The sequence below is a fragment of the Sporomusa sp. 246TCP1 genome (assembly GCF_057319775.1).
In genome coordinates this window covers 1,323,570-1,345,909 of sequence record NZ_CM170492.1, presented here as the reverse complement: position 1 = coordinate 1,345,909, position 22,340 = coordinate 1,323,570, and the positions used below count along the sequence as shown (strand labels likewise).

The 22,340-nt window shown below is 41.4% G+C and carries 17 protein-coding genes, 4 tRNA genes and 1 other RNA gene; 1 reads left to right on the top strand and 21 read right to left on the bottom strand.

Annotated features, from left to right (window positions below; translation table 11 throughout):
- Window positions 1-238: 238 nt before the first annotated feature.
- The 6 genes from AC1ECB_RS06665 to AC1ECB_RS06640 all read right to left on the bottom strand — a co-directional run bounded on the left by AC1ECB_RS06665 (window position 239) and on the right by AC1ECB_RS06640 (window position 6,981).
- Entirely contained in the window at window positions 239-895 is a 657-nt protein-coding gene (locus AC1ECB_RS06665) for a TetR/AcrR family transcriptional regulator (protein ID WP_485667987.1), read from the bottom strand.
- Between the two features lie 426 nt (window positions 896-1,321).
- On the bottom strand, window positions 1,322-2,023 hold the full coding sequence (locus AC1ECB_RS06660; protein ID WP_485667986.1) for a 2-phosphosulfolactate phosphatase: 702 nt from the start codon (window positions 2,021-2,023) through the stop codon (window positions 1,322-1,324).
- A gap of 36 nt (window positions 2,024-2,059) precedes the next feature.
- Entirely contained in the window at window positions 2,060-3,328 is a 1,269-nt protein-coding gene (locus AC1ECB_RS06655; protein ID WP_485667985.1) for a hydantoinase/carbamoylase family amidase, read from the bottom strand.
- A 112-nt stretch (window positions 3,329-3,440) separates the two neighbouring features.
- Window positions 3,441-4,112: an NAD(P)/FAD-dependent oxidoreductase gene (locus AC1ECB_RS06650; protein WP_485667984.1), complete on the bottom strand. Its 672-nt coding sequence runs from the start codon at window positions 4,110-4,112 to the stop codon at window positions 3,441-3,443.
- Window positions 4,113-4,399: 287 nt separating this feature from the next.
- The gene (locus tag AC1ECB_RS06645) at window positions 4,400-4,909 is read right to left on the bottom strand and encodes a ferritin family protein (RefSeq protein ID WP_485667983.1); all 510 of its coding nucleotides are present in this window, start codon (window positions 4,907-4,909) and stop codon (window positions 4,400-4,402) included.
- Between the two features lie 161 nt (window positions 4,910-5,070).
- On the bottom strand, window positions 5,071-6,981 hold the full coding sequence (locus AC1ECB_RS06640; RefSeq protein ID WP_485667982.1) for a glutamine synthetase: 1,911 nt from the start codon (window positions 6,979-6,981) through the stop codon (window positions 5,071-5,073).
- 268 nt (window positions 6,982-7,249) lie between these two features.
- Between AC1ECB_RS06640 and AC1ECB_RS06635 the strand changes: the two genes are divergently transcribed.
- Window positions 7,250-7,762, top strand: coding sequence for a GNAT family N-acetyltransferase (locus AC1ECB_RS06635; RefSeq protein ID WP_485667981.1), 513 nt, complete (start codon window positions 7,250-7,252; stop codon window positions 7,760-7,762).
- Window positions 7,763-7,862: 100 nt separating this feature from the next.
- On the opposite strand, the gene AC1ECB_RS06630 is transcribed toward AC1ECB_RS06635, so the two are convergent.
- The 15 genes from AC1ECB_RS06630 to glyQ form a co-directional block, all read right to left on the bottom strand.
- Entirely contained in the window at window positions 7,863-9,956 is a 2,094-nt protein-coding gene (locus tag AC1ECB_RS06630; protein WP_485667980.1) for a glutamine synthetase III family protein, read from the bottom strand.
- A gap of 377 nt (window positions 9,957-10,333) precedes the next feature.
- An RNA gene (gene rnpB, locus AC1ECB_RS06625) (RNase P RNA component class A) lies at window positions 10,334-10,688 on the bottom strand.
- Between the two features lie 49 nt (window positions 10,689-10,737).
- Complete coding sequence (locus AC1ECB_RS06620) at window positions 10,738-11,856, bottom strand: Nif3-like dinuclear metal center hexameric protein (RefSeq protein ID WP_485667979.1); 1,119 nt, start codon at window positions 11,854-11,856, stop codon at window positions 10,738-10,740.
- Window positions 11,847-12,542: a tRNA (adenine(22)-N(1))-methyltransferase gene (locus tag AC1ECB_RS06615; protein ID WP_485667978.1), complete on the bottom strand. Its 696-nt coding sequence runs from the start codon at window positions 12,540-12,542 to the stop codon at window positions 11,847-11,849. The genes AC1ECB_RS06620 and AC1ECB_RS06615 overlap by 10 nt, the downstream gene beginning before the upstream one ends.
- Window positions 12,543-12,648: 106 nt before the next feature.
- Window positions 12,649-12,724 (bottom strand) — tRNA-Val (locus AC1ECB_RS06610).
- A gap of 81 nt (window positions 12,725-12,805) precedes the next feature.
- Window positions 12,806-12,880 (bottom strand) — tRNA-Glu (locus tag AC1ECB_RS06605).
- An 82-nt stretch (window positions 12,881-12,962) separates the two neighbouring features.
- Window positions 12,963-13,037: transfer RNA gene (locus AC1ECB_RS06600), tRNA-Ile, on the bottom strand.
- A 55-nt stretch (window positions 13,038-13,092) separates the two neighbouring features.
- A tRNA-Asn gene (locus AC1ECB_RS06595) sits at window positions 13,093-13,168 on the bottom strand.
- Between the two features lie 61 nt (window positions 13,169-13,229).
- Window positions 13,230-14,327: an RNA polymerase sigma factor RpoD gene (rpoD, locus tag AC1ECB_RS06590; protein ID WP_021169944.1), complete on the bottom strand. Its 1,098-nt coding sequence runs from the start codon at window positions 14,325-14,327 to the stop codon at window positions 13,230-13,232.
- A gap of 56 nt (window positions 14,328-14,383) precedes the next feature.
- Window positions 14,384-16,195, bottom strand: a complete 1,812-nt coding sequence (dnaG, locus tag AC1ECB_RS06585; protein ID WP_485667977.1) for a DNA primase — start codon at window positions 16,193-16,195, stop codon at window positions 14,384-14,386.
- 270 nt (window positions 16,196-16,465) lie between these two features.
- A complete protein-coding gene (locus tag AC1ECB_RS06580) occupies window positions 16,466-17,467 on the bottom strand; it encodes a deoxyguanosinetriphosphate triphosphohydrolase (protein ID WP_485667976.1) in 1,002 nt (333 codons plus the stop codon).
- Window positions 17,468-17,755: 288 nt separating this feature from the next.
- Entirely contained in the window at window positions 17,756-18,577 is an 822-nt protein-coding gene (locus tag AC1ECB_RS06575; RefSeq protein ID WP_485669292.1) for a pyruvate, water dikinase regulatory protein, read from the bottom strand.
- The gene (ccpN, locus tag AC1ECB_RS06570; RefSeq protein ID WP_485667975.1) at window positions 18,570-19,223 is read right to left on the bottom strand and encodes a transcriptional regulator CcpN; all 654 of its coding nucleotides are present in this window, start codon (window positions 19,221-19,223) and stop codon (window positions 18,570-18,572) included. Before ccpN ends, AC1ECB_RS06575 begins: the two co-directional genes overlap by 8 nt.
- A gap of 34 nt (window positions 19,224-19,257) precedes the next feature.
- Window positions 19,258-21,321: a glycine--tRNA ligase subunit beta gene (gene glyS / locus AC1ECB_RS06565; RefSeq protein ID WP_485667974.1), complete on the bottom strand. Its 2,064-nt coding sequence runs from the start codon at window positions 21,319-21,321 to the stop codon at window positions 19,258-19,260.
- 2 nt (window positions 21,322-21,323) lie between these two features.
- On the bottom strand, window positions 21,324-22,199 hold the full coding sequence (glyQ, locus tag AC1ECB_RS06560) for a glycine--tRNA ligase subunit alpha (protein WP_094606227.1): 876 nt from the start codon (window positions 22,197-22,199) through the stop codon (window positions 21,324-21,326).
- Window positions 22,200-22,340 lie beyond the last annotated feature (141 nt).

The window sequence follows — 22,340 nt, the reverse complement described above, 5'->3', positions numbered from 1 at the left end:
GTGCACACGTTGTGCGCTTCACATATATTTCACAGAAATCAAAACTCCTGCGTTGCGATGTAAGACAACCGACTAACCTCATGCGAAAGCCGCTGGGGGACGTAGCATGCCGGTAAAGTCAGGATTAGACAGCAAGTGCTATTAAGTAGCCTTGCGAGTCAAGCCATAGATGGTAAAGCCTATGGGCTGAATCCGTCTGTGGCTAGATATAAGCGTTCTTAAGTAAAGCAACGTTAGACTATCCAGCAGGCTTCGCCTTCTCTGCTTCCTCTGACAACCCCACTTTATCAATCATGCCTAAGCCAATCAAATCAATCGCGGTTTCAATCATTTTGTCAAGACTAACCTCTGATCGCTGCAATATACCCGAACGGCTCGAAAAAAACACTCCTTCCGCAACAGAATATAAGTAAATAGCCAATTGACGGGGGGCAATGGGCCGTAGCTCATGACGGGAAATACCTTCTCGGATGATATCCTCCATAATTTGAATCAGTACCTGTGATTTTTCGTTCAGCGTCTCTGCCAGTGGTTGGGGAAGATTAATGCCTGCCATAGGATTTGTCGCTAAATGCATAATTTCAAAGAATTGCGGCTCTTGATAATAAAAAGACTTATACGAATAGTAAATGTCCCGAAGGCGCAAGGCGGCGTGTCCGTTTTTTTGGGCAACCCGATGGATATCGGCAATCAGACAATCAAACGCCTCACTGCAAATTTGAAAGAATACCTCCGCTTTATTGTAGAAGTGAAAGTACAACGGGCCGGTTGAAAGGCTTGCAGCCTCGGCAATAGCCCGCATCGTGGTTTTGTGATAGCCCAACGATAAAAAAAGTTCGCGCGCTCGTTCCAAGATGACTGTCCGAGTATTTTGTGAATCGTCGTTTTCCGTCATAGCGCCTCCGTAAGAGTGTAACTGGTTGTGTCTATACTATAACAATGTTATAGTATAGGGTACATTATAACAACGTTATAGTATGGATGTCAATATGACGAGATATTTTTGTCCATCTTGATCATGAAGAAACAAGAAAGCAAAAATAATAAATTATAAACCATTCAAAGGCAGCAAGGTCTGATCGCAAACCGCCCATTGAACGAGTGGGAACGAATCGTTGCCATACCCCTGAAAAAATTATACATTATATTGGGATTAGAAAAAGCCCGCGTTGCATTGGAGCACTCGGGCTTTTTAAGAAGTTTGAATTTATCTTGGATACGAGTCAAGACTCCCGCCTTTATAGGCGGCGTTAATTCAGGTGGAGTAGACTCTCCACCTGAATCCCCAATGTTTCAGCTATGCTGCAACGAGTTCACTCACTTATGCAGTTATAGCGTTTGCTGCAAATACCGGAGCAACAGCTATTGTGTCTTGTTTCAAACATAAAGCAACATCTTTTTCAAAACCTATATTACATAGATAATCTGCATGTGACGATTGGGATACTCTTGTAAATAAATCGGCAGCAAAATCCCGATACATAGCTTGCACTGCTAATGCTGTATCACTTAGCTCAGCTTCATGACTGAGGCAATCTGCCGCCAGACCGGCACACAAAGCATCTTCTAATGAGAATTTCCCCTCCGAACCAGCGCATACAATAATCGTATTTTCTTGTGCTTGGTGTAGAGCGGTAACTATGGAAGCAGCATTAGCAAAAGCCATTACATATACTTTTTGAGCAGCAGCTGCTTTGTTTAATGCCAATGTTCCGTTAGTTGTTGTCATAACAATTATTTTTCCGGATATACGGTCTTTAGTGTACTCAAAGGGTGAGTTTCCCAAGTTAAACCCGGGAATAAGCAAACCGCTGCGTTCCCCGGCTAATACTGCATCAGGATTTTGAGCTTTTAGTGAAAACGCTTCTTCTACTGTTTTCACAGGTATTACACACTGGCAGCCATTGGCGCACGCAGTGGCAATACTAGTAGTTGCTCGCAGCACATCAATAACCACCGCATGGTAACCATAATAGTCTTTACTAGTAAAATCGTTGGGAGTAAAACAAACATCGATTTTCAAAATTATACCTCGCTTTAAAGAAATAGCTTTTATAACCTATTTGGCTAACTGATATAGGATTTCTGTTAATACATCCAGACCAGCTGCTATGTCATCAGGAGCTGCATCTTTGCAAGCATTGTAGCTAATACCATCATCCTTGCAGGGAATCAATAATACGCCTGCAGGCGCAATATGTGCTATATTCATAGCGTCATGGCTGACACGGCTATCAAGCCGTAAACTGGTTTGCTTTAATTTACAACAAGTAGCTTCCATGATTTGATTTATAGTATCATCAAGAAGTATCGGCTTTTCTGATGACAATACTTCAATTGCAACAGGGGTATTATAATTATCGGCAATGGAACTGACAGCATCTTTAATTTCCTGTAATATTTCAATTACGCTTTCATGCTCTGTACCCCGAATATCTACCCACATTTCAACCTGACCTGGAATTACATTAATAGAGCCTGGATAGGTTTTTAAAATTGTTACAGTAGCCACCGCACCCTGGTACTCATATTCGGCGGCAATATTTCTAACAGCCAGAATAATCATGGCTGCGCTTACAAGCGCATCCTGACGTTCCTCAATGGGGGCAACACTAGAATGACCAGCTGTTCCTCTTACTATTATTTTCAATCTAGTAGGAGCGGAAACTTTATCAACAATACCAATACGAATTCGTCCTTGTTCTAAGACTTGCCCCTGTTCAATATGCAGTTCTACAAAGCCTTTTATACTATTTTTAGAGCGGCTCGCAGTGGAAATCTGTTTAGTCTGAAAGCCGATAGCAGCTAGTTCTGCTGCTAAAGCGATACCGTCCTGATCCTTAATCGCGTTCAGGGTGGCAGCAGTAACCAACCCAGCCATAGCTTTACTTCCTATAGTTGGCAAGTTAAAACGGCTGGATTCCTTAGCGGCAAAAACGATCACTTCCAGAGGATGCCTGATATCACTACACGCTTTTAGACGGTTAATTGCTGCTAAACCGCAGACTATGCCAAGGACACCGTCATATTTGCCGCCTGATGGCACTGTATCAAGGTGAGAGCCTGTTGCAACAGACGGACTACTATCTGTGCCCTCTGGTACAAATCGTCCTATGATGTTGCCGATGGCATCAATATGTACGGTAAGTCCACTTGTTTGCATAAGGCTAATGATATAATTTCTGGCCTGATAATCGGCGGGAGTGAATGCAAGGCGGGTAATGCCAGCATTATCCTGGCTAAATTGGGATACTTGTTCTATCTGTGTAAGGACCGATTTTATATCATATAAATTATTAGCTTGAATAGTAATCGCCCCCTTAAGCAACTCTCTATAGACAGTATAACGCTATTTTGTAAAAATTTCTATAAACCTTGTTAAAAAGATAAAGCGCCTGACGAGCAGGCGCTTTATCTTTTTAATAACTGAGACTTATCTTTTAACCTAATATTCCTTTTTTTACCGTCTCAAGACCAAGACGGTCTATCATCATACCAAGGCGTTCATGCTTACGGGCAGTTTCTTTGTAGTAAGCAATTATCTTATCAATAATCGGCTGTACTTCTTCCTGAGGGACTGCTTCAATTAACAGATCGGCAATCCTGGGTTTAGCACCGGCACAGCCGCCAATTACAATTTTCCAGCCTTTAGTCGTACCAACAAGACCAACATCTTTAACCCAGCTTTCCCCACAGGAGTTAGTACAGCCGCTAACGCCAAATTTCATCTTACCAGGCAATTCCATCCCATGATATGCTTTGTCAAGAGCAAAACCTAAGGTTAGACCATCTTGTTGTGCACGTTTACAGAAATGAGTTGCCGGACAAATTTTCACACTCCGGACACAAAGGCCAACAGCAGCACCTTTATCCATCCCAAGTTCTTCCCATACAGCGTCAATCTTATCTTCAGGAATACCAACAATAGCGATCCGCTGCGCCGAGGTCAGCTTAAGCGCCTTGGCACCATATTTTTCAGAAACATCGGCAATTTTTCTAAGTACATTAACATCAAGAATTACACCACCAGGAATATGTGGAGCAATTGCATATGTTTCTCTGTCACGTTGAACGATAGCACCTTTTTCAAGTAAATCTGTTTTAGTTTCCATTATTAAAGCCTCCCATAAAATAATAATATGTAATAGAGTATAATTATAAATTAGATATAAACTATAAAAATCCTGCTAAGCTATAAAAATTTTTATAAAAAAATAAAATAGCGCTATCGCGCCCTTGAGGATACGGCTCTAACCGCAGAGTACACAGAGAGCACAGAGGGGAGATGTATATCGAGACATTCCCTCTGCGAACTCTGCGTCTCTGCGGTTCAAAAAACTTATACTTTCTTTATGTATTAAAAAACAGCGTCCAAAAGACGCTGCTTTTTGAATTCAATTTACAAACTATCCAGCATTTCGCGAAGTTTTACTACATGAGTCTGTTCTTCTGCTTTTAGCAGATTAAATACATTGCGGGTTTCTTCAAATTTAGCACATTTAGCTAAAGCATCATAAAATAGAATAGAATCTTTTTCATCCTGGATAGCAGCCCGCAAAATTTTGGCAGCGGTCTTTAGCTCAGGGAGTTCTATTTCTGCTTTGTCTTTTGGAAAAATATGCGGCTCTGCAAGAACTGTTAAATATTTTGAAGTTTCCTGGTCAAATAAATAGTCATTGGAATCCGGAAGCTTATCCGTTTTAATTTTATTGTACAGTTGCGTAAATTGATCAAAATGGGTGGTCTCTTCATTCATGAGTAGCATGAACAACGCTTTATGTTCTTTATTATCTGTGTTCGCAGCTGCATTTTTATAAAAATCACGACCACGGGCCTCCATATCAACGGCTATCCTCAGTCCTTCCAGATCACTAAACAAGTTGCCCATATCACAAGCATTTTTTTTCATAGTTGTACCCTCCTTCAAGCTAATATACTGCTATATTCCATATTTCTAGCATAATTCCTGTTGTCTTTATGTCATTTAAATTTATTATTTAATGTATCAGGATAAGCACAAAAAATCCAGTACTGTCTACTGGATTTTTTGCAATTTTAACGTTGAACGTTCTAACAAATATGAATCATATTTTTCTTGTATTCGCGATAAAGCATCTCTAATTCGCCGACTTTAGCTGACATTTCAATTTGCATTTCCGATACGGCATCAAAATCACCAGTTTGAATCGCTTCTTTAATGCGGGTAAACAAGCTTTTTTGCAACATACAGTCTTTCGCTAAATACACGCGAATGGTATTGATTTTATCCCAATTGGTCAAATCAAGGTCACTGGCCGAATCAGCCTCATGTAACGCTTTAGCCTCTTTAACAATGCTCAGGTTTTCTGGAATAATACGGTTTAATAGTTCAGCTTTCCAACGAACCAATGCCCCGGCGGCGAAGGCTTCAATGAGTTCTTGTCGGAAAGCATTGCCGGCAGTAAGCGTTTTAACTTTTTCTGGATACTTTTTAATGTTCTGCATGTTCTCCCAAACAGTTGCCGGCGGTTTAGAAAACAGGCGGTCACGTTCTTCAGCAGAATAATCATCAAAGACGTCGTGTTCGCTACGGTATGCCCGGTTTGTTTCAAGATAAAAACCCTCTTTGCCCGCCTCTTTGGATAATTCTACATCAAGCTCTTCTACCGTTTTACCAGAGTTAACTGCTGCTTTGATACCATCAAGCATACTCATATAGAAGGCTGTTAAGGCAGTATAGGTGTTTGTGTATGGATTAGGAGAACGAACCTCAAATCTAGTAGCCATTGGACTATTAACATCACGCACAAGACCGGCTAAAATAGTTCTGTTACGGGATGGTGTAGCCGGATTATGTCCTAGCGATGTTACAATGCATACAGGCGCTTCAAAGCCTGGTTTTAAACGGTTAAGCGAATCATTAGTAGCAGAGATAAACGGATTTATTACCTCATAGTGCTTTAAGAAACCCATAATGGCACCATAACCAATAGCACTTAAGAAGTATTGTTTCATATCGGTTGGTGAGAATAGGTTGACAATTTTGCCTGATTTAAGTTTTGCAGCAAAACCAACATGTGTATGTTCACCGCTGCCAGCAACACCAATGATTGGTTTTGCTTTAAAGGTTACTTCAAGACCATTTGCCCGGAAAGCTTCTTTAACTAAAATTCTAGCTTGCAGTTCATTATCAGCACATTGTAAGGCATTAGAGAATTTCCAGTCAATTTCAAGCTGTTCCATAACATGATTCAAATGACCGGTTTCATCAATCTGGGCTTTAATGCCGCCAACTTCTTTATGCCCCATTTCTGGTTCAAGCCCGTAATTTTTCATCATCATCAGAGCCTGTTCCATTGCAGTGCGGACATTGCCGCGAGTACGCTGCCAATATTGCTCTTGCATCACCTGTGAAGCAGAAAGATCTTCAACGTCAGCCTTATTCGCAGGGGTTTTTACCCAAAACTCAAGTTCTGTAGCAGAGGTAAAGATAATATCTTCTACATCGGCCCCATTAATATGTTCCAGGCCGGCAATCTTGGCATTCTTTTTAAAGAGGTCTAGCAGCTCACCTTTAATATATTCCAAGCTTTGTGCCAAAATTGAACGCGAATCAACTCTGAGACCATTATGTACCAGATAAGCAGGAATACGAAGTGTGCCGATAGGCTTACCTGTCTCTTCATCAATATGTTCAAAATTATAATCTACAAACCAATTTACACTAGCGTCGGCAAGCATATCTACTTTGGCATTGTTTAATACGGCAATGCCAGTAAGAACAACAGACGAGCCATCTGTTTGTACTGCTGTGCCATTATAGAAATCGTCCATATCCTTAATAAATAATTCGATAGGAATTTTCTCATCAGTATCGTTGCCTGCCAAATCAATACCAACAAGTGAGGCAAACTTAATTTCAGGATGATTTGTGAGCAGGCTTGCAATTTCTTCTTTACCATACTTACCGGCAGGAATTAGATACACTAAATCTTTTACCATTTTCCTTCACCTCGTACACAAAATGTCTTACAATATAGTTTTTCACATTTGTCCTGGTCAATACAACTAAAAACCAAACTCTTCCCACTTTTGTAAGGAAACTTCATTGACTCAGATTTAAAATATGTTTTTATTATAGCATAAAAATACATTTTGTCTAGGAGACTGTCCCCAGTATACAAAGCAGGAAGCGTCAATATCTACGTCGAACGTAAATCTCAAACAATCAGCCCTTTACTCAAATAGAACTTATGTGGAGGTTATACCGATGATTCGCTATCTAGAATACAGTGATTTAACGGCTATCTTAGAAATATATAATGAGGCAATACTCAATACCACAGCAGTCTATGATTATAAACCCCATACCCTTGAAGATAGGACATCATGGTATGAGCAGAAGGTAACAGACGGATTTCCTATCCTGGTGTTTGAAGAAAACAATACCGTCGTTGGCTTTGCCACATTTGGGTCCTTCAGGGCGTGGCCTGCGTATAAGTATACCATAGAGCATTCAGTCTACGTCCACAAAGACCATCGAGGAAAACATATCGGGAGTTCACTACTGAAAGAGTTAATAAAGATTGCTAACACCAAAGGCTATGCTACAATGGTAGCTGGTATAGACGCGAGCAATGAAGGTAGTAGATTAATGCACGATAAATTAGGTTTTAGCCAGTCTGGTACAATCCGGAAAGCTGGTTATAAATTTGGTAAATGGCTTGATCTGATTTTTTATCAATACCAACTCCAGGGACCTGAAATACCAATAGAGGAATGACATATAATATAAAAAAAGCACTGGTTTAAATGCCAGTGCTTTTTTCAATAGGTTAATGCAATTATAGGGGGGTTTTTCATCAAACTAGGCTTGGCCTATATTACAAATTAAATAATAAGTCTCCATAAGTTGGCATTGGCCATACATCTTTATCTACTAGAGTTTCAAGTGTATCAGCAACTTTTCTTAAAGCATCCATCTTTTCAAATACATCAAATCTGAATAATGAAGCTTGCTCGTAAGCCTCTCCATGAGCATTTGAAGCTTTGTCTACAGCTTCCTCAAGAACAGCAATATTTTTCTTTAAGGCTGCAGTTAATGAAGATACTTCTGTAAGCAATTCAGTTTGAGCAGTTAGATCGGCTGCTATTCCTGTAGCTTTGATTGTATTAATTGATTTAGCAAGGGTGGTAGCAAATTTGATAACTGCAGGAAGTATCTGTCTCTTAGCCATTTCGATCATAGTTAACGCTTCAATGTTAATAGTCTTGATATAATTTTCAAGAGCTATTTCATAGCGGGACTCCATTTCTACTCTGCTTAGTACGCCATGTTTTTCCATTACTGCTAAGTTCTTTTCGTCAATTAATGCTTTAGTAGCTTCTACAGTAGTCTTTATGTTGGGAAGTCCTCTTCTTTCAGCTTCAGCTACCCATTCAGCTGAATATCCATTTCCGTTAAATACTACATTCTTATGCTTAGTTACATATTCGGTAAGAATTGCTTTAACTTCAGCACATACATCTTTAGCGGTTTCTAATCGATTGGCAACTTCGCTTAATACTTCAGCTACTATAGTATTTAAAATAAAGTTTGGCTCAGCGATGGAGGCAGAAGAAGGACACATCCTAAATTCAAATTTATTACCGGTAAATGCGAATGGTGATGTTCTGTTTCTGTCAGTTGCATCTTTGGGTAAAGCTGGAAGTGTAGTAACACCTATTTCCATATGACCGCCGGTTTTAGAACTTGTCGCTCCACCCTTTTCAATTTGTTCTAAGATGTCTTGTAATTGCTCTCCTAAGAATATTGATATTATAGCTGGAGGAGCTTCGTTAGCACCTAGTCTATGATCATTCCCGGGATTTGCAGCTGATACTCTTAATAAACCCGCATATTCATCGACTGCTTTTATAACAGAGCACAAGAATACCAGGAACTGTTTATTATCATGTGGAGTAGAACCTGGCTCAAGTAGGTTCATTCCATCATCTGTTGCCATTGACCAGTTATTATGTTTACCAGAACCGTTGATTCCAGCGAATGGTTTTTCATGTAATAAGCATACAAGATCCTGTCTTAAAGCAACTTTTTTCATTATATCCATAGTGAGTTGGTTATGATCTGTTGCAATATTTGTAGTACAAAATATTGGTGCTAATTCATGCTGTGCCGGAGCAACTTCGTTATGCTTAGTCTTTGCAGCAATTCCAAGCTTCCAAAGTTCTTCATCCAGTTCCTTCATGTATGCAGAAATTCTTTCTTTGATTGATCCAAAATAGTGATCTTCTAATTCCTGTCCCTTAGGAGGTTTAGCACCAAAAAGTGTTCTTCCGCTAAATATTAAGTCTTTTCGTTGTTCAAATGTTTTCTTATCAACAATAAAGTATTCTTGTTCTGGTCCAACAGTTGTAATAACTTTGCTTGTAGTTGTATTACCAAGAGCTTTTAATACACGTAAGGCTTGTTTGGATAAAGCTTCCATTGAACGTAATAATGGCGTTTTCTTGTCCAAAGCTTCACCTGTATATGAACAAAAAGCAGTTGGTATACATAAAGAATCATCTTTTATAAATGCCGGTGATGTACAATCCCAGGCAGTATAGCCTCTGGCTTCAAATGTTGCTCTAATACCACCAGATGGGAAGGAAGAAGCATCTGGTTCACCTTTAATTAATTCTTTACCTGAAAATTCCATTATAGCCTTGCCATTGGCAGTTGGTGCTATAAATGCGTCATGTTTTTCAGCAGTTATGCCTGTCATTGGCTGGAACCAATGAGTAAAATGTGTTGCGCCTTTTTCAAGTGCCCAATCTTTCATTATGCTTGCTACGACGTCTGCAACTGCCGGGTCTAAAGGAAGACCGTCTGTAATTGTCTTCTGTAAAGCTTTGTAAGTAGCTTTAGGAAGGCGCTCTTTCATAACAGCATCATTAAATACATTTGAACCAAAAATTTCACCTAGGTTGCTCATCAAAAAAACCCCTCTCAATTTTTCATCTTACCATTAAATTTGAATAATTTATGCTGTAAATTTTTGAAAATATTATAACGTGTTATTTTTATACACTAGCACAATATAAGAAATGAAGAAAAAAATAGACTCCTACACATAACTTAATCATGTGAAGGAGTCATCATTGACTCAGTAATTTAATTATGCTTTTATTATAGCATAAAAATAGCATTTGTCTAGAGAGTAAAATACTTTTTTAAAAATATGATGATAGTAGCTCCTGCAAAAGTGTGTTACCATTACTCGTTCTAGCAACCAAGAATATTTCAACCTAGATAAAAGAAAATACGAAACCCGCAAACAATAAAAAAAGTCTGCGGGTTTTACTATGCTCAATTCTGAGTAGTCAATAAGCCGAGTTCTGTTCCGCTTTTGGCGGCGACGATCATTTATCTGGATTGCCAGTTACCTGACAACTCTAGCGACACACCCGGAAGGTTCAGCGGGCCGCTTCATCCCTTCCCTATTTGGTCTTGCTCCAGGTGGGGTTTACCTAGCCAGCCAGTTACCTGACTGCTGGTGCGCTCTTACCGCACCGTTCCATCCTTACCTGACAAAACGTCAGGCGGTCTACATTTCTGTGGCACTATCCCTAAGGTCGCCCTCGCTGGACGTTATCCAGCACCCTGCCCTATGGAGCTCGGACTTTCCTCAGATGCCTCAAACATCTGCGATCATCTTTCGTACTCAGAAACCATATTATTATAAAATGTAATTATAACACTAACGACAAAACAAATCAATAAGCGGCAAATACATCTTTGCCTGAATTATTAGCAATTATTTCTACAGCCCAACCATTTTCACAGGCTTGTTTATCCAGATAGGCAGCTACACATTGAACCACCGGCTGTTCGGTAGCAAAGTGACCGGCATCAATAATCGCAAGCCCTTGGGCAAGGGCTTGCTGCGCTTCATGATACTTTACATCACCGGTTACCAGAACATCGGCCCCTGCTTTAATGGCATTTCTAATAAGGCTTGCCCCGCTGCCACCACATACTGCCACTTGATTTATTATTGCATCGGCTGACCCAGCCACCTTTATTGAATTAACCATTAATAAATGTTTTACTTGATTACTAAAATCCCGTAACGACATGGCTTCACCAAGTCGTCCAATTCTTCCTAAACCGCAGTTAGGCCCTTTGTTTTGTAATAAATATTCATCATACGCAACTTCTTCATAAGGATGAGCCGCTAACATAGCATTAATTACGCGACAGCGCAATCCTGACGGGACAATCGTTTCAATTCGACTTTCATCAACAAATTCAAGCTGACCTTCTTTACCGATAAAAGGAGTAGTTGCCGCTAATGGCAAAAAGGTTCCGATACCCTTGGCCTGAAAGGTACAATGACTATAGTTGCCAATATGGCCTGCGCCAGCCTCACTCATAGCTATTCGTACTTTTTCAACATGAGATGCTGGAACGAATACTACTAATTTATATAACTTTTCCTGATACACTGTTGATAGCGGCTTACTATCTTTAAGTTGAAATTTTTGGGCTAAAATATCATTCACCCCACCAGGAGCACTATCCAAATTGGTATGAGCGGCATATACGGCTATCTTATTTTTAATCAGATCAAATAGCATGCTGCCTAACGGTAAATCAGTTCGAATATTGGTAATACCTTTAAACAGTACCGGATGATGGGACACAATCATGTCAGCACCTATAGCGATGGCCTGATTGATAGCCACTTGGTCTACATCTAGAGTAATCATGATTTTATGAATAGTTTGCTCAGGACTACCAACTAAGAGACCAATATTATCCCACTCCTCCGCCAAATGCTTTGGTGCTAATTGTTCAAGCTTGGTAATAACTTCATGGCATTTTACAGACATGTGCGCTTGTCCTCCAAATCCTTAAGTTTATCGGCAAATTCTCTATATTTCGCAGAATGTACGGCTTCAGCACTTCCTGCCATCGCCGCCAGCACACCGCGTAAATGCACAATTAACTCCTCAATGTGCAGCAGCAGCAGCGGATGTCTTGACTGCCAGAGCAGCGGACCTATTTCATAGAGTATGGGCTCTAAGGGCTGACTTTCACCAGGCTCTGCCGCAATAATCTGATATAACTTACCATCTTCCTGAATAAGCTGTTCACTGATTATTTGCCAGCCATTGGTCTGCAGCCACATTCTGACCGCCGACGCCGCTATCATAGGTTGTAAAATAAGGCGCTTGAGTGTAGCTGTGACCTCCGGCCGCGAACGTAAGATATCAATAATATTCAAACCACCCATACCGGCAATAACGACAGTTTCAACTTCCCCCAGACGTACTACCTCAAGCCCGTTACCGCGCCTAACTGAGATGAACTCTTCTAACCGTGCGGCAGCAACAGCATTTTTAGCCGATAGATAAGGGCCTTGGTGAATATCGCCGGCGATTGCACGGGCAACAACACTATGGGAAATAAGATATATTGGTAAATAAGCATGGTCGGTGCCAATATCAGCCATGGTCACTCCGACAGGGACCATATCGGCAATTGCTTGTAAACGTTCTCCTATTTTCACGTGCATAGTCCTCCAGTAAATTTCCCTGTTAGTATTTCGCCTTATGGCTAAATACTCCTAATAATGTATGTATAACAAAAACCTGCGAATTGCTTCGCAGGTTTTTAAGGTGTGGTGGGCGATGACGGGATCGAACCGCCGACATCCTGCTTGTAAGGCAGGCGCTCTCCCAGCTGAGCTAATCACCCATAATCGACTCTCGATGTTCGATCTTCGACTTTCGACAATGGTTTATCGAGCGTCGAATGTCTAGTGTCGAATGTCAAGAATGGTGACCCGTGGGGGAATCGAACCCCCGTTATCGCCGTGAAAGGGCGGTGTCTTAACCGCTTGACCAACGGGCCATGTTCGATGGTCGACGTTAGACTTTCGACTGTCGATAAATAAAGTATCGAAAATCGAATGTCGTAAGTCGAATATCGAAATTGGTGGGCCCACCTGGGATCGAACCAGGGACCAGCCGGTTATGAGCCGGCTGCTCTACCGCTGAGCTATAGGCCCTAAAGAGATATTAAAACAGGTTTTCCGAAGAAAGCCTGTTCTATCAGCTAATAACTGGCTCCTCGAGTAGGACTCGAACCTACGACAAATCGGTTAACAGCCGATTGCTCTACCAACTGAGCTATCGAGGAATATCGCCAACGTTGACTATTATAAAACAATGTCCGTATTACGTCAAGAGATTATTGCGTTTTATTCTAGAAAATCTTTTAATTTTTTACTGCGGCTGGGATGGCGAAGTTTGCGAAGTGCTTTCGCCTCTATTTGACGAATACGTTCCCGGGTAACTCCAAAAAATTGCCCGACTTCCTCTAAAGTACGAGCCCGCCCATCATCTAAACCAAAGCGCAGGCGCAATACCTTTTCTTCTCTGGGAGTAAGCGTTTCCAAAACGTCTTCCAGCTGTTCTTTAAGCAACATAAAAGAAGCAGCTTCTGCCGGAGCAGGGGCATCCTGGTCTTCAATAAAATCACCTAGGTGAGAATCTTCTTCTTCGCCAATTGGCGTTTCCAGGGATACAGGTTCTTGGGCAATTTTCATAATTTCCCGGACACGCTCAACAGTGACTTCCATAGCTTTGGCCACTTCTTCCGGTGATGGTTCCCGTCCTAATTCCTGTAAGAGTTGACGCGATACCCGAATCAGCTTATTAATAGTTTCAACCATATGAACCGGAATCCGGATAGTACGGGCTTGATCAGCAATAGCCCTGGTTATTGCCTGACGTATCCACCAGGTAGCATAGGTACTGAATTTATAACCCTTATTATAGTCAAACTTTTCTACAGCCTTGATTAAGCCTAAGTTACCTTCCTGAATCAGATCCAGAAACAGCATGCCGCGGCCTACATAACGCTTAGCAATACTAACAACTAACCTTAAATTCGCTTCGGCCAGCCGCCTTTTCGCTTCTTCATCACCTTGTTCCATACGTTTGGCCAGTTTAATTTCCTCATCAGCAGTTAAAAGTGGAACCCGGCCAATTTCCTTAAGATACATTCTAACCGGATCATCAATACTAATGCCTTCAGGAATGGTGAGATCAATATCTACTTCTTCGGCCGTTGCTTCCATCTCTGGATTCTCAATGAGTTCAGCATCCGGAGCTTCATCAATAATTTCAATGCCTTTATTACTGAATATTTCATACATATCTTCGATTTCTTCAGGGCTCATGTCTTCCGTTTGCATAGTATCCATAATTTCGGTATACGTTAACACTCCGCGCTTTTTGCCTTTATGCAAAAGCTCATTTACGTGCTCGACCGGCGTAGTTTTCTTATCGGCCACAATTCCCCCCCCTTCCTTTGGCAATTAACGGTAGTAGCTTTATCCATACTTGCTTATTAATGATGTAATTTGCTAATTTCATGTTTAATTCGCTGACTTTCCGCTAATTCCTGCAGAAAGTTACTATCCCCCATGCGTTCTAATTCATCGGCCATTAGCCGGTGTTGTTCATATAATACAGTCAAATGTGCTAATCGAATCGTCTTTATACAGTCATCAACCAGTTGGACGACATCATCAAACTGGTTTTCCATCAACATAATCTGTGAAAACTCGTTGTTTGCTTTTTCACTTAAGCTATTTACACCAGCAGTAAACGCTGCTTGCGTTACTTGGTTTTCCATATTATACGCATTAACTATGAAATTAATTATCTCCTGTTGAAGAGTTCCTTGTATTTCTTGTGGTGAAAGCTTAGCTAAAATATAAGGGATAAGTGATAAATCATCGCACATTAATCGAATCAACTGACGTTCTGCCTGAATTACTGCGGGAGTTGGTTGCTTGTATAATAGTGCAATATTTATAGGCTTCCCTGATTTTACATTTTTATCCTTTTTAAATTGAACAATATACTTTCTAATTTCGCTCCGTAAAGCGCTTTCATCAACAGCAAGCACTTGCGATAAACGGGTAATATGGGCATTAACTGCTACAGCATTATCCGTCTCGGCCAGAATAGGTGTCAACTTACCAACAACGGCGATTTTACCCTGAACGGTAGAGTAGTCATCAGATTTTAGCGCTTGGTCTAGTTGGTAATCTAGTAGCGGCTGAGCCGATTGGAGTAACTCCTGGAACGATTGACTGCCATGCTTGCGAACGAATTCGTCGGGGTCTTTGCCATCTGGAATCGTTACTACTTTAATGGTTCCCCCTAACGAGCGAGCAGTATCTAGTGCCCGAACAGTGGCATTTTGGCCAGCAGCATCGCTATCATAAGAAAATAATAGTTCTGCATTAAGTTTAATCAAATTTCTGGCTTGTTCAGGTGTAAAAGCCGTGCCTAAGGAGGCAACTACATTCTTAATACCCTGAGTATAAAGAGTGATAACATCCATATACCCTTCGACAATAACCACTTGGCCTAAATCCCGAATATGTTTATAAGCATTATCAAATCCATACAAAACGTGGCGTTTGTTGAAAACCTCAGTTTCCGGCGAGTTGAGATATTTGGGCTGACTATTATCCAAAACTCTACCGCCAAAACCAATAATCCGACCTCTTACATCACTAATGGGAAAGATAATACGGTTGCGAAATCGGTCATACACACCATCACCAGAATTTCGTGGAGCAGATAAACCGGATTTGAGAAGTATATCAAGGGGAATACCACGCTCACCCAAGGTTAATGATAGTTTATCCCATAACGGCGGAGCAAACCCCAATTTCAAAAAGTCAATGGTTTCAGCAGATATGCCTCGGTTAGTCAAATATTCACGGGCAGGTATTCCATAATTAGTTTTGGTCAAGCAGGCGTGAAAAAAATCTCTGGCTAGTTCATTTACTTGATAGATTCTGGCAAGTTCTAGTTCTTTGGCTTGTTCACGCGGTGTTTTTTCTCTTTCCGGCAAAGGAATATTTAGCTTAGCAGCTAACAGTTTTACCGCTTCAAAAAAAGTAATATTTTCCACTCGCATCAGGAAATTAAAAACATTGCCACCAGTCTGACATCCAAAACAATAAAAAAAACCTTTATCCTGATTTACTGAAAACGACGGTGTTTTCTCACTGTGAAAAGGGCAACAGCCCCAAAAATTTTTTCCTTTCTTTTTTAAGGATACATAATCGGAAACAATACTAACAATATCGCTTTCTGACCGCAATCTGTCGATAAAATCATCGAAAACTGCATCTTTCATATAACTCACCTTATCCAGGCAATGACAAATTTCCCGCTGTGTTTTAGGTTTGCAGAATATGCAAATAGTTCCAAGCTTTGACTTAATTCTACATTCAGGTTAATATTCCTGCCAAAAGTATGTAACTACCTGCAAAGTTATGGACACAGTCTTTATCATCTTTATTTTAATAATTATTATTCAATATAAATGATAAAATTCCTCTTTTACATCTTGACAAAAGTAATAATATTTGTTCAAAATACAAAAGCAGAGCCTATGTAAGCTCTGCTATAATTGGGGTATTCCCCAGGTTGCAGGAATGAATAGTTTTTCAAATTGTTTTATTGCATACAAATCAGTTAGACCAGCAATGTAATCAATAACTATCGTCTGTAATCCCCAGTGCTCTTCCCGTTCCCAAAATTCCTGTGGCAAGCTGCCAGGGTTATCCATATAATATTCGAAAAGCTTACTAACAACATACTTGGACTTTTTTCGATCAGGCTCGAGTTCGGCTGAGTGATAGATTTTTTTAAACATAAACTCCCGAAACTCATCCATAGCCGCTTTAACCCTGCCAGACATAAGTATTTCGTTTCTTCCTTCTGATTCGGTAATAATATCAGAAACCATTACGGTGATCATACTTGATGGATTTGTACCTAAGACATTACTAACATTTTGCGGTAAATCAGAAGGTTTTATCATACCAGCGCGAATACCATCATCATAGTCATGGCACAAATAGGCAATACGGTCACTTCTGCGAACAATGTTACCTTCCAGGGTAAACGGCTTATTATCACCAGTATGGTTAAGTATGCCATCTCGAACTTCTGCAGTCAGATTAAGCCCTTGTCCTCCCCGTTCGAGATGTTCTACTACCCGCAAACTTTGTTCATTATGATTGTAATGACCAATAAGTTCGCGTAATGCATATTCGCCGGCATGGCCAAACGGAGTATGCCCTACATCATGGCCTACAGCAATCGCTTCAGTCAAGTCTTCATTGAGCATTAGACCACGGGCGATAGTGCGGGATATCTGCGCAACCTCCAGGCTATGTGTCATACGCATCCGATAATGATCGCCCGGAGCTATATACACCTGTGTTTTATGTTTAAGACGTCGAAACGATTTACTGTGAATAATGCGATCCCTGTCGCGTTGAAAGGCGGTGCGGAAATCACACAAATCCTCTTCCCTGTCCCTGACGGCATCGCGGCTTTTCGCCGCATAGGCTGATAAGATTTTAAATTCCTGCTCTTCAATTCGTTCACGGACTTTCATGCTAAAAGCGCCTCCTTCCTTAGGTATATTATAACATTATTTGCCTGTGGCATTACAATGTTAATTTTTCATTACAGGCTACGCAGGATTAAAACTTATTTGTTATAATATTTTTCCCGTACCGGCCTAACGATTAACGTTGATAGGGTAGACTTATGTAAACGTTAAAAAAGCGCTACCGCGCCCTTGAGGATATGTTTAACCGCAGAGGACACAGAGAGCGCAGAGGGGAGATGTATGTCAACCATTCCCTCTGTGTCCTCTGCGGTTCGACAACTTATACTTTTTTTAACTATTTGCCAGTTTGTTTTTCTGAACAACTTCTAATATTCGATTGGCTGTCTCTTCGATTGCCTTGTTTGATACATCAATGACCGGACATTCCAACCGTCGCATAATAGTACGGGCATAATCCAGTTCTTCATTGATCCGGCTAATATTAGCATAGCTGGCATCTGGTGCCAAGCCCATGGTTTTTAGACGTTCACTGCGGATTTCATTAAGTTTAAACGTGTCAATAATCAGGCCGACAATACGATGCGAAGGTACTTTGAATAGTTCCTGCGGCAACGGTGCTTCCGGCACAAGCGGCACATTGGCCACCTTTACTTTTTTATGCGCCAAATACATACTAAGGGGAGTTTTGGAAGTGCGTGATACCCCAATAATAACAATATCGGCTTTTAACAGACCTAAGGGGTTTTTCCCATCATCATATTTTACGGCAAATTCCACAGCCTCTACCCGTTTAAAATATTCCTGGTCTAGTTTATGAACAAGCCCTGGCTTCAGTCGCGGTGTCATTTCTGTAATATTTTGAACAGCATGAATCATCGGCCCCATAATATCTACTGTTTGAATATTGTGTTCCTGAGCTTGTTCCAACAAGGCGTCCCGCAAATCAGGTGATACCAAGGTGTGACAAATAATGCAGGTATGTTTTGTTGCCTCCCGCACGGTTTCGGCAATTTGTTCCACCGAGTTGATATACGGAATTCTAATAATATCAAATTCTCCGGAGTTAAATTGACTGGCTGTGGCTCGCGCCACCTGCTCGGCTGTTTCACCAATCGAATCAGACAATGCGTAAATAATCGGTAGGTTAGCTATAGTGTTCTCCTCCTCGTCCCTCGCCCAGTTCAACGAACAATCTGGCGATATTGGTTTTGGTTAGTCGTCCGATTACTTCATAAGCTTTTGTTTCCTGATGATCAGCAATCGCTACAACCGGCAGACTGTCAACTTCATTATCAATAATTTTTTTTGCCGCTGCTAGTACAGATTCATCGGGAGAAATTACCACGATTTTCGGCATAGGTGTCATAAGTACTTTAACCGGCATCTTATGCAGATCACTGCCTCCCAGAGCTACTTTTAGCACATCTTTGCGGGATACCACGCCAGTGAGAATACCTGCCGGCTCAACAATAAAGACTGAGCCAACATCTTCGAGAAACATGGTAACGACAGCATCATAAACACTTGTACTGGCAGTAATAACAACAGGAACTGACTGAATATCCCGAACTTTAATCCTGCTTATTTGATCAGTAAGCATACTCATTACATTTTTTCCAGTATAATAGTAACCTACTTTAGGACGAGCTTCTACCATACCGGACATCACTAGGATCGCTAAATCAGGTCTGAGCGCGGCCCTAGTTACATTAAGACGTTCAGCAATTTGTTCCCCAGTAATCGGTCCTAAACTTCTGACCATCCCCGCAATTTTCTCTTGGCGCGGCGTTAAGCCCAATCAATCTCCCCCCTTTTTGCCCCGGTATACTCAGTTACAAGACCACTATTTTAGTCAAATCAGCAGTCTGAGCTGCTAGTGTTGCTATGGATTTTAATAAAGCTAAGCGATTATTTTTAACCTTATCGTCTTCAACCATAACCATAACTGCACCAAAAAATGCATCAATCGGTGCAGCCATAGCCGCCAGCACAGTAAGTATTCCCTGATAATTTTTTTCCGCATGATAATTGGCTATAACTGTGCGCGCATCAATATAGGCTTTATACAAAGCATGTTCGGCATCAGCAGTGAACAAGCTGACATCAATAGATTCAGAAGTGGCATTTTTCGCAAGATTCCCCACCCTAACAAGGGCCTGTACGGCTTTTTGCATTGCCACTGTACCTCCCTCTACAGCCATAGCATTAGCACGCAGCCAGGTATCATAAATATCATCGTTGCCTGTAGCCAATACAGCATCAATCATATCATAACGCAAATTTTCTTCGGTTAAAATATTTTTAATACGCAAACGGAAAAATTCCTGAATATCTGTTACTAATTTAGTCCTTCGCTCATTATCAGTAATACCGAGCAAATCCATGGCCTGAGCGGCAATGGCACTTAAAGAAACATGATACTTAGCATCAAGTAAAATATTAACCATACCCAGCGCCTGGCGCCTCAGCGCATAGGGGTCCTGAGAGCCAGTAGGAATAAGGCCGCGACTAAAGGTGGCAACAATATTATCCATTTTATCAGCGATACTAATTAACCGGCCCGCAGTAGTCTGTGGCAAACCATCACCGGCAAACCGTGGCAGATAATGTTCAAATATAGCTTCGGCGACCTCGGGACGTTCACCACTCAGCTTAGCATACTCCCGGCCCATAATACCCTGCAGTTCAGTAAATTCACACACCATCCCTGTTACCAAATCAGCTTTAGATAACTGAGCACCGCGCTTGGCAATAGTAAGCTCATCCTGACTAACGCCCAGAATTTGACCACATCCAGTGGCTAAGCGTTCTAAGCGTAACACTTTATCATAAAGTGTACCCAATCCTTCCTGGAATACAATTGTCTTAAGTTTTTCTACCCGTTCTGCTAATGGCAGCTTTCGATCTTCTTCAAAAAAGAAACGGGCATCAGCAAGTCTCGCCTTAAGTACTCGCTCATTGCCATGACGAACAACATCAATATGTTCAGAGCCACCGTTCCTGACGGTTATAAACATGGGCAACAGTTTTCCATCTTTTCCAGTCACCGGAAAATAACGTTGATGTTCACGCATGGGAGTAATAATAGCTTCAGGGGGCAGACTAAGGTATTTAGCTTCAAAATCGCCACATAGGGCTGTCGGATATTCTACCAAATACACTACTTCTTCTAAAAGTTCCTGGTCAATGGTTGCCGTGCCTCCCCGGCTGACGGCTAGGTTCTCAACTTGCTCCCTGATGATCTGGCGGCGTACATCTTGATCAACCATAACGAAATTTTCGCTAAGGCAAATAAAATAGTCTGCCACAGAATTGACAGTTACCTCTGCCTGCCCAAGGAAACGGTGACCTCGCGTAATCTTACCGGAAGTTACTCCCGGTAAAGTAAACGGCACAACTTCATTGCCAAATAACGCTACCAGCCAGCGAATTGGACGGACAAAACGCATATCCAAGTCGCCCCAGTGCATACTCTTAGGAAATGACAGGCTTGTTACTATGTCAGCCAATAAACCTGGTAACAGTTCGGCAACCGGGCGGCCTTTCTCTTGGACAACGGCATATACATATTCATCTTTAACAACCAATGTCGCCGGATCAACACCCTGTCCCCTGGCGAAGCCTAAAGCAGCTTTGGTGGGAGTACCATCTTGGCCGAAAGCAATTTTTATCGAGGGACCTTTGTTTTCACTATGCTTATCTTCTTGTGTGATAGCCGCTTCTTTAACAATAACTGCCAGGCGGCGTGGTGTACCCACAGCCCGAACCGTGCCAAAACTAATTCTAAGTTCTGTGAGTTTTGCTTTTGTCGTATTTTCAAGCTGCGTTAAGGCAGCAGGCATAAACTTGGCTGGTATTTCTTCGGTGCCAATTTCTAATAGTATATCTTTGGTCATGATTACTTACCCCCCTTTAGGAGTGGATAACCCAGCTTCTCACGTTGCTCCAGATAGCCCTGTGCGCATAGTCGTGCTAAGTTGCGGACCCGGCCGATAAAACCGGTACGTTCACTCACACTAATCGCACCACGGGCGTCCAGGAGATTAAAACTATGAGAACATTTTAAAACATAATCATAGGCCGGCAGCACATAACCTAGTTCGATAACCCGAAGAGCTTCTTTTTCATACATATCAAACAGGGTAAATAGCATTGTTGTGTCAGCAATTTCAAAATTATAGTGCGAATGTTCCACTTCATTGCGGTGGAATACATCACCATAAGAAATGCCTGCTACCCATTCGATATCAAAAACATTTTCTTTGCCTTGAATATACATAGCTAAGCGTTCCAAGCCATAGGTAATTTCTACCGCTACTGGCTTAACATCAATACTGCCAACTTGCTGGAAATAGGTAAACTGGGTAATTTCCATACCATCAAGCCATACTTCCCAGCCTAGGCCCCAAGCACCCAAGGTCGGCGATTCCCAGTTGTCTTCAACAAAACGAATATCATGTTTAGCTGGATCAATTCCCAACTGGGCCAAACTGGCTAAATACAACTCCTGGATATTGGCTGGTGACGGCTTCATAATGACTTGATACTGGTGATGCTGGTACAGACGGTTAGGGTTATCGCCATAACGTCCGTCAGCCGGACGACGTGACGGCTCAACATAAGATACATTCCACGGTTCAGGCCCCAATGCCCGGAGGAAAGTTGCCGGATTCATGGTTCCTGCCCCTTTTTCCACATCATAAGGTTGTTGAATAATACAATGTTGCTTGGCCCAAAAATTTTGCAGAGTCAGGATAATCTCCTGGAATGTCATAATTTTACCTCCTAAAAAATAAAAACACCTTGTCCTCGTAACTTGTAATTAAGTTACAGGGACGAGATGTTATTCCCGCGGTTCCACCCTGATTGGGCGTAAAACGCCCCACCTCAAAAATTATAGCAAGTTTTACTTTCT

Bases quoted from the DNA above. Each gene is read 5' to 3' on its own strand.
- AC1ECB_RS06665 (WP_485667987.1), bottom strand. From the start codon at position 895: ATGACGGAAAACGACGATTCACAAAATACTCGGACAGTCATCTTGGAA.
- AC1ECB_RS06650 (WP_485667984.1), bottom strand. From the start codon at position 4,112: ATGGAAACTAAAACAGATTTACTTGAAAAAGGTGCTATCGTTCAACGT.
- AC1ECB_RS06645 (WP_485667983.1), bottom strand. From the start codon at position 4,909: ATGAAAAAAAATGCTTGTGATATGGGCAACTTGTTTAGTGATCTGGAA.
- AC1ECB_RS06640 (WP_485667982.1), bottom strand. From the start codon at position 6,981: ATGGTAAAAGATTTAGTGTATCTAATTCCTGCCGGTAAGTATGGTAAA.
- AC1ECB_RS06635 (WP_485667981.1), top strand. From the start codon at position 7,250: ATGATTCGCTATCTAGAATACAGTGATTTAACGGCTATCTTAGAAATA.
- AC1ECB_RS06630 (WP_485667980.1), bottom strand. From the start codon at position 9,956: ATGAGCAACCTAGGTGAAATTTTTGGTTCAAATGTATTTAATGATGCT.
- AC1ECB_RS06620 (WP_485667979.1), bottom strand. From the start codon at position 11,856: ATGTCTGTAAAATGCCATGAAGTTATTACCAAGCTTGAACAATTAGCA.
- AC1ECB_RS06615 (WP_485667978.1), bottom strand. From the start codon at position 12,542: ATGCACGTGAAAATAGGAGAACGTTTACAAGCAATTGCCGATATGGTC.
- dnaG (WP_485667977.1), bottom strand. From the start codon at position 16,195: ATGAAAGATGCAGTTTTCGATGATTTTATCGACAGATTGCGGTCAGAA.
- AC1ECB_RS06580 (WP_485667976.1), bottom strand. From the start codon at position 17,467: ATGAAAGTCCGTGAACGAATTGAAGAGCAGGAATTTAAAATCTTATCA.
- glyS (WP_485667974.1), bottom strand. From the start codon at position 21,321: ATGACCAAAGATATACTATTAGAAATTGGCACCGAAGAAATACCAGCC.
- glyQ (WP_094606227.1), bottom strand. From the start codon at position 22,199: ATGACATTCCAGGAGATTATCCTGACTCTGCAAAATTTTTGGGCCAAG.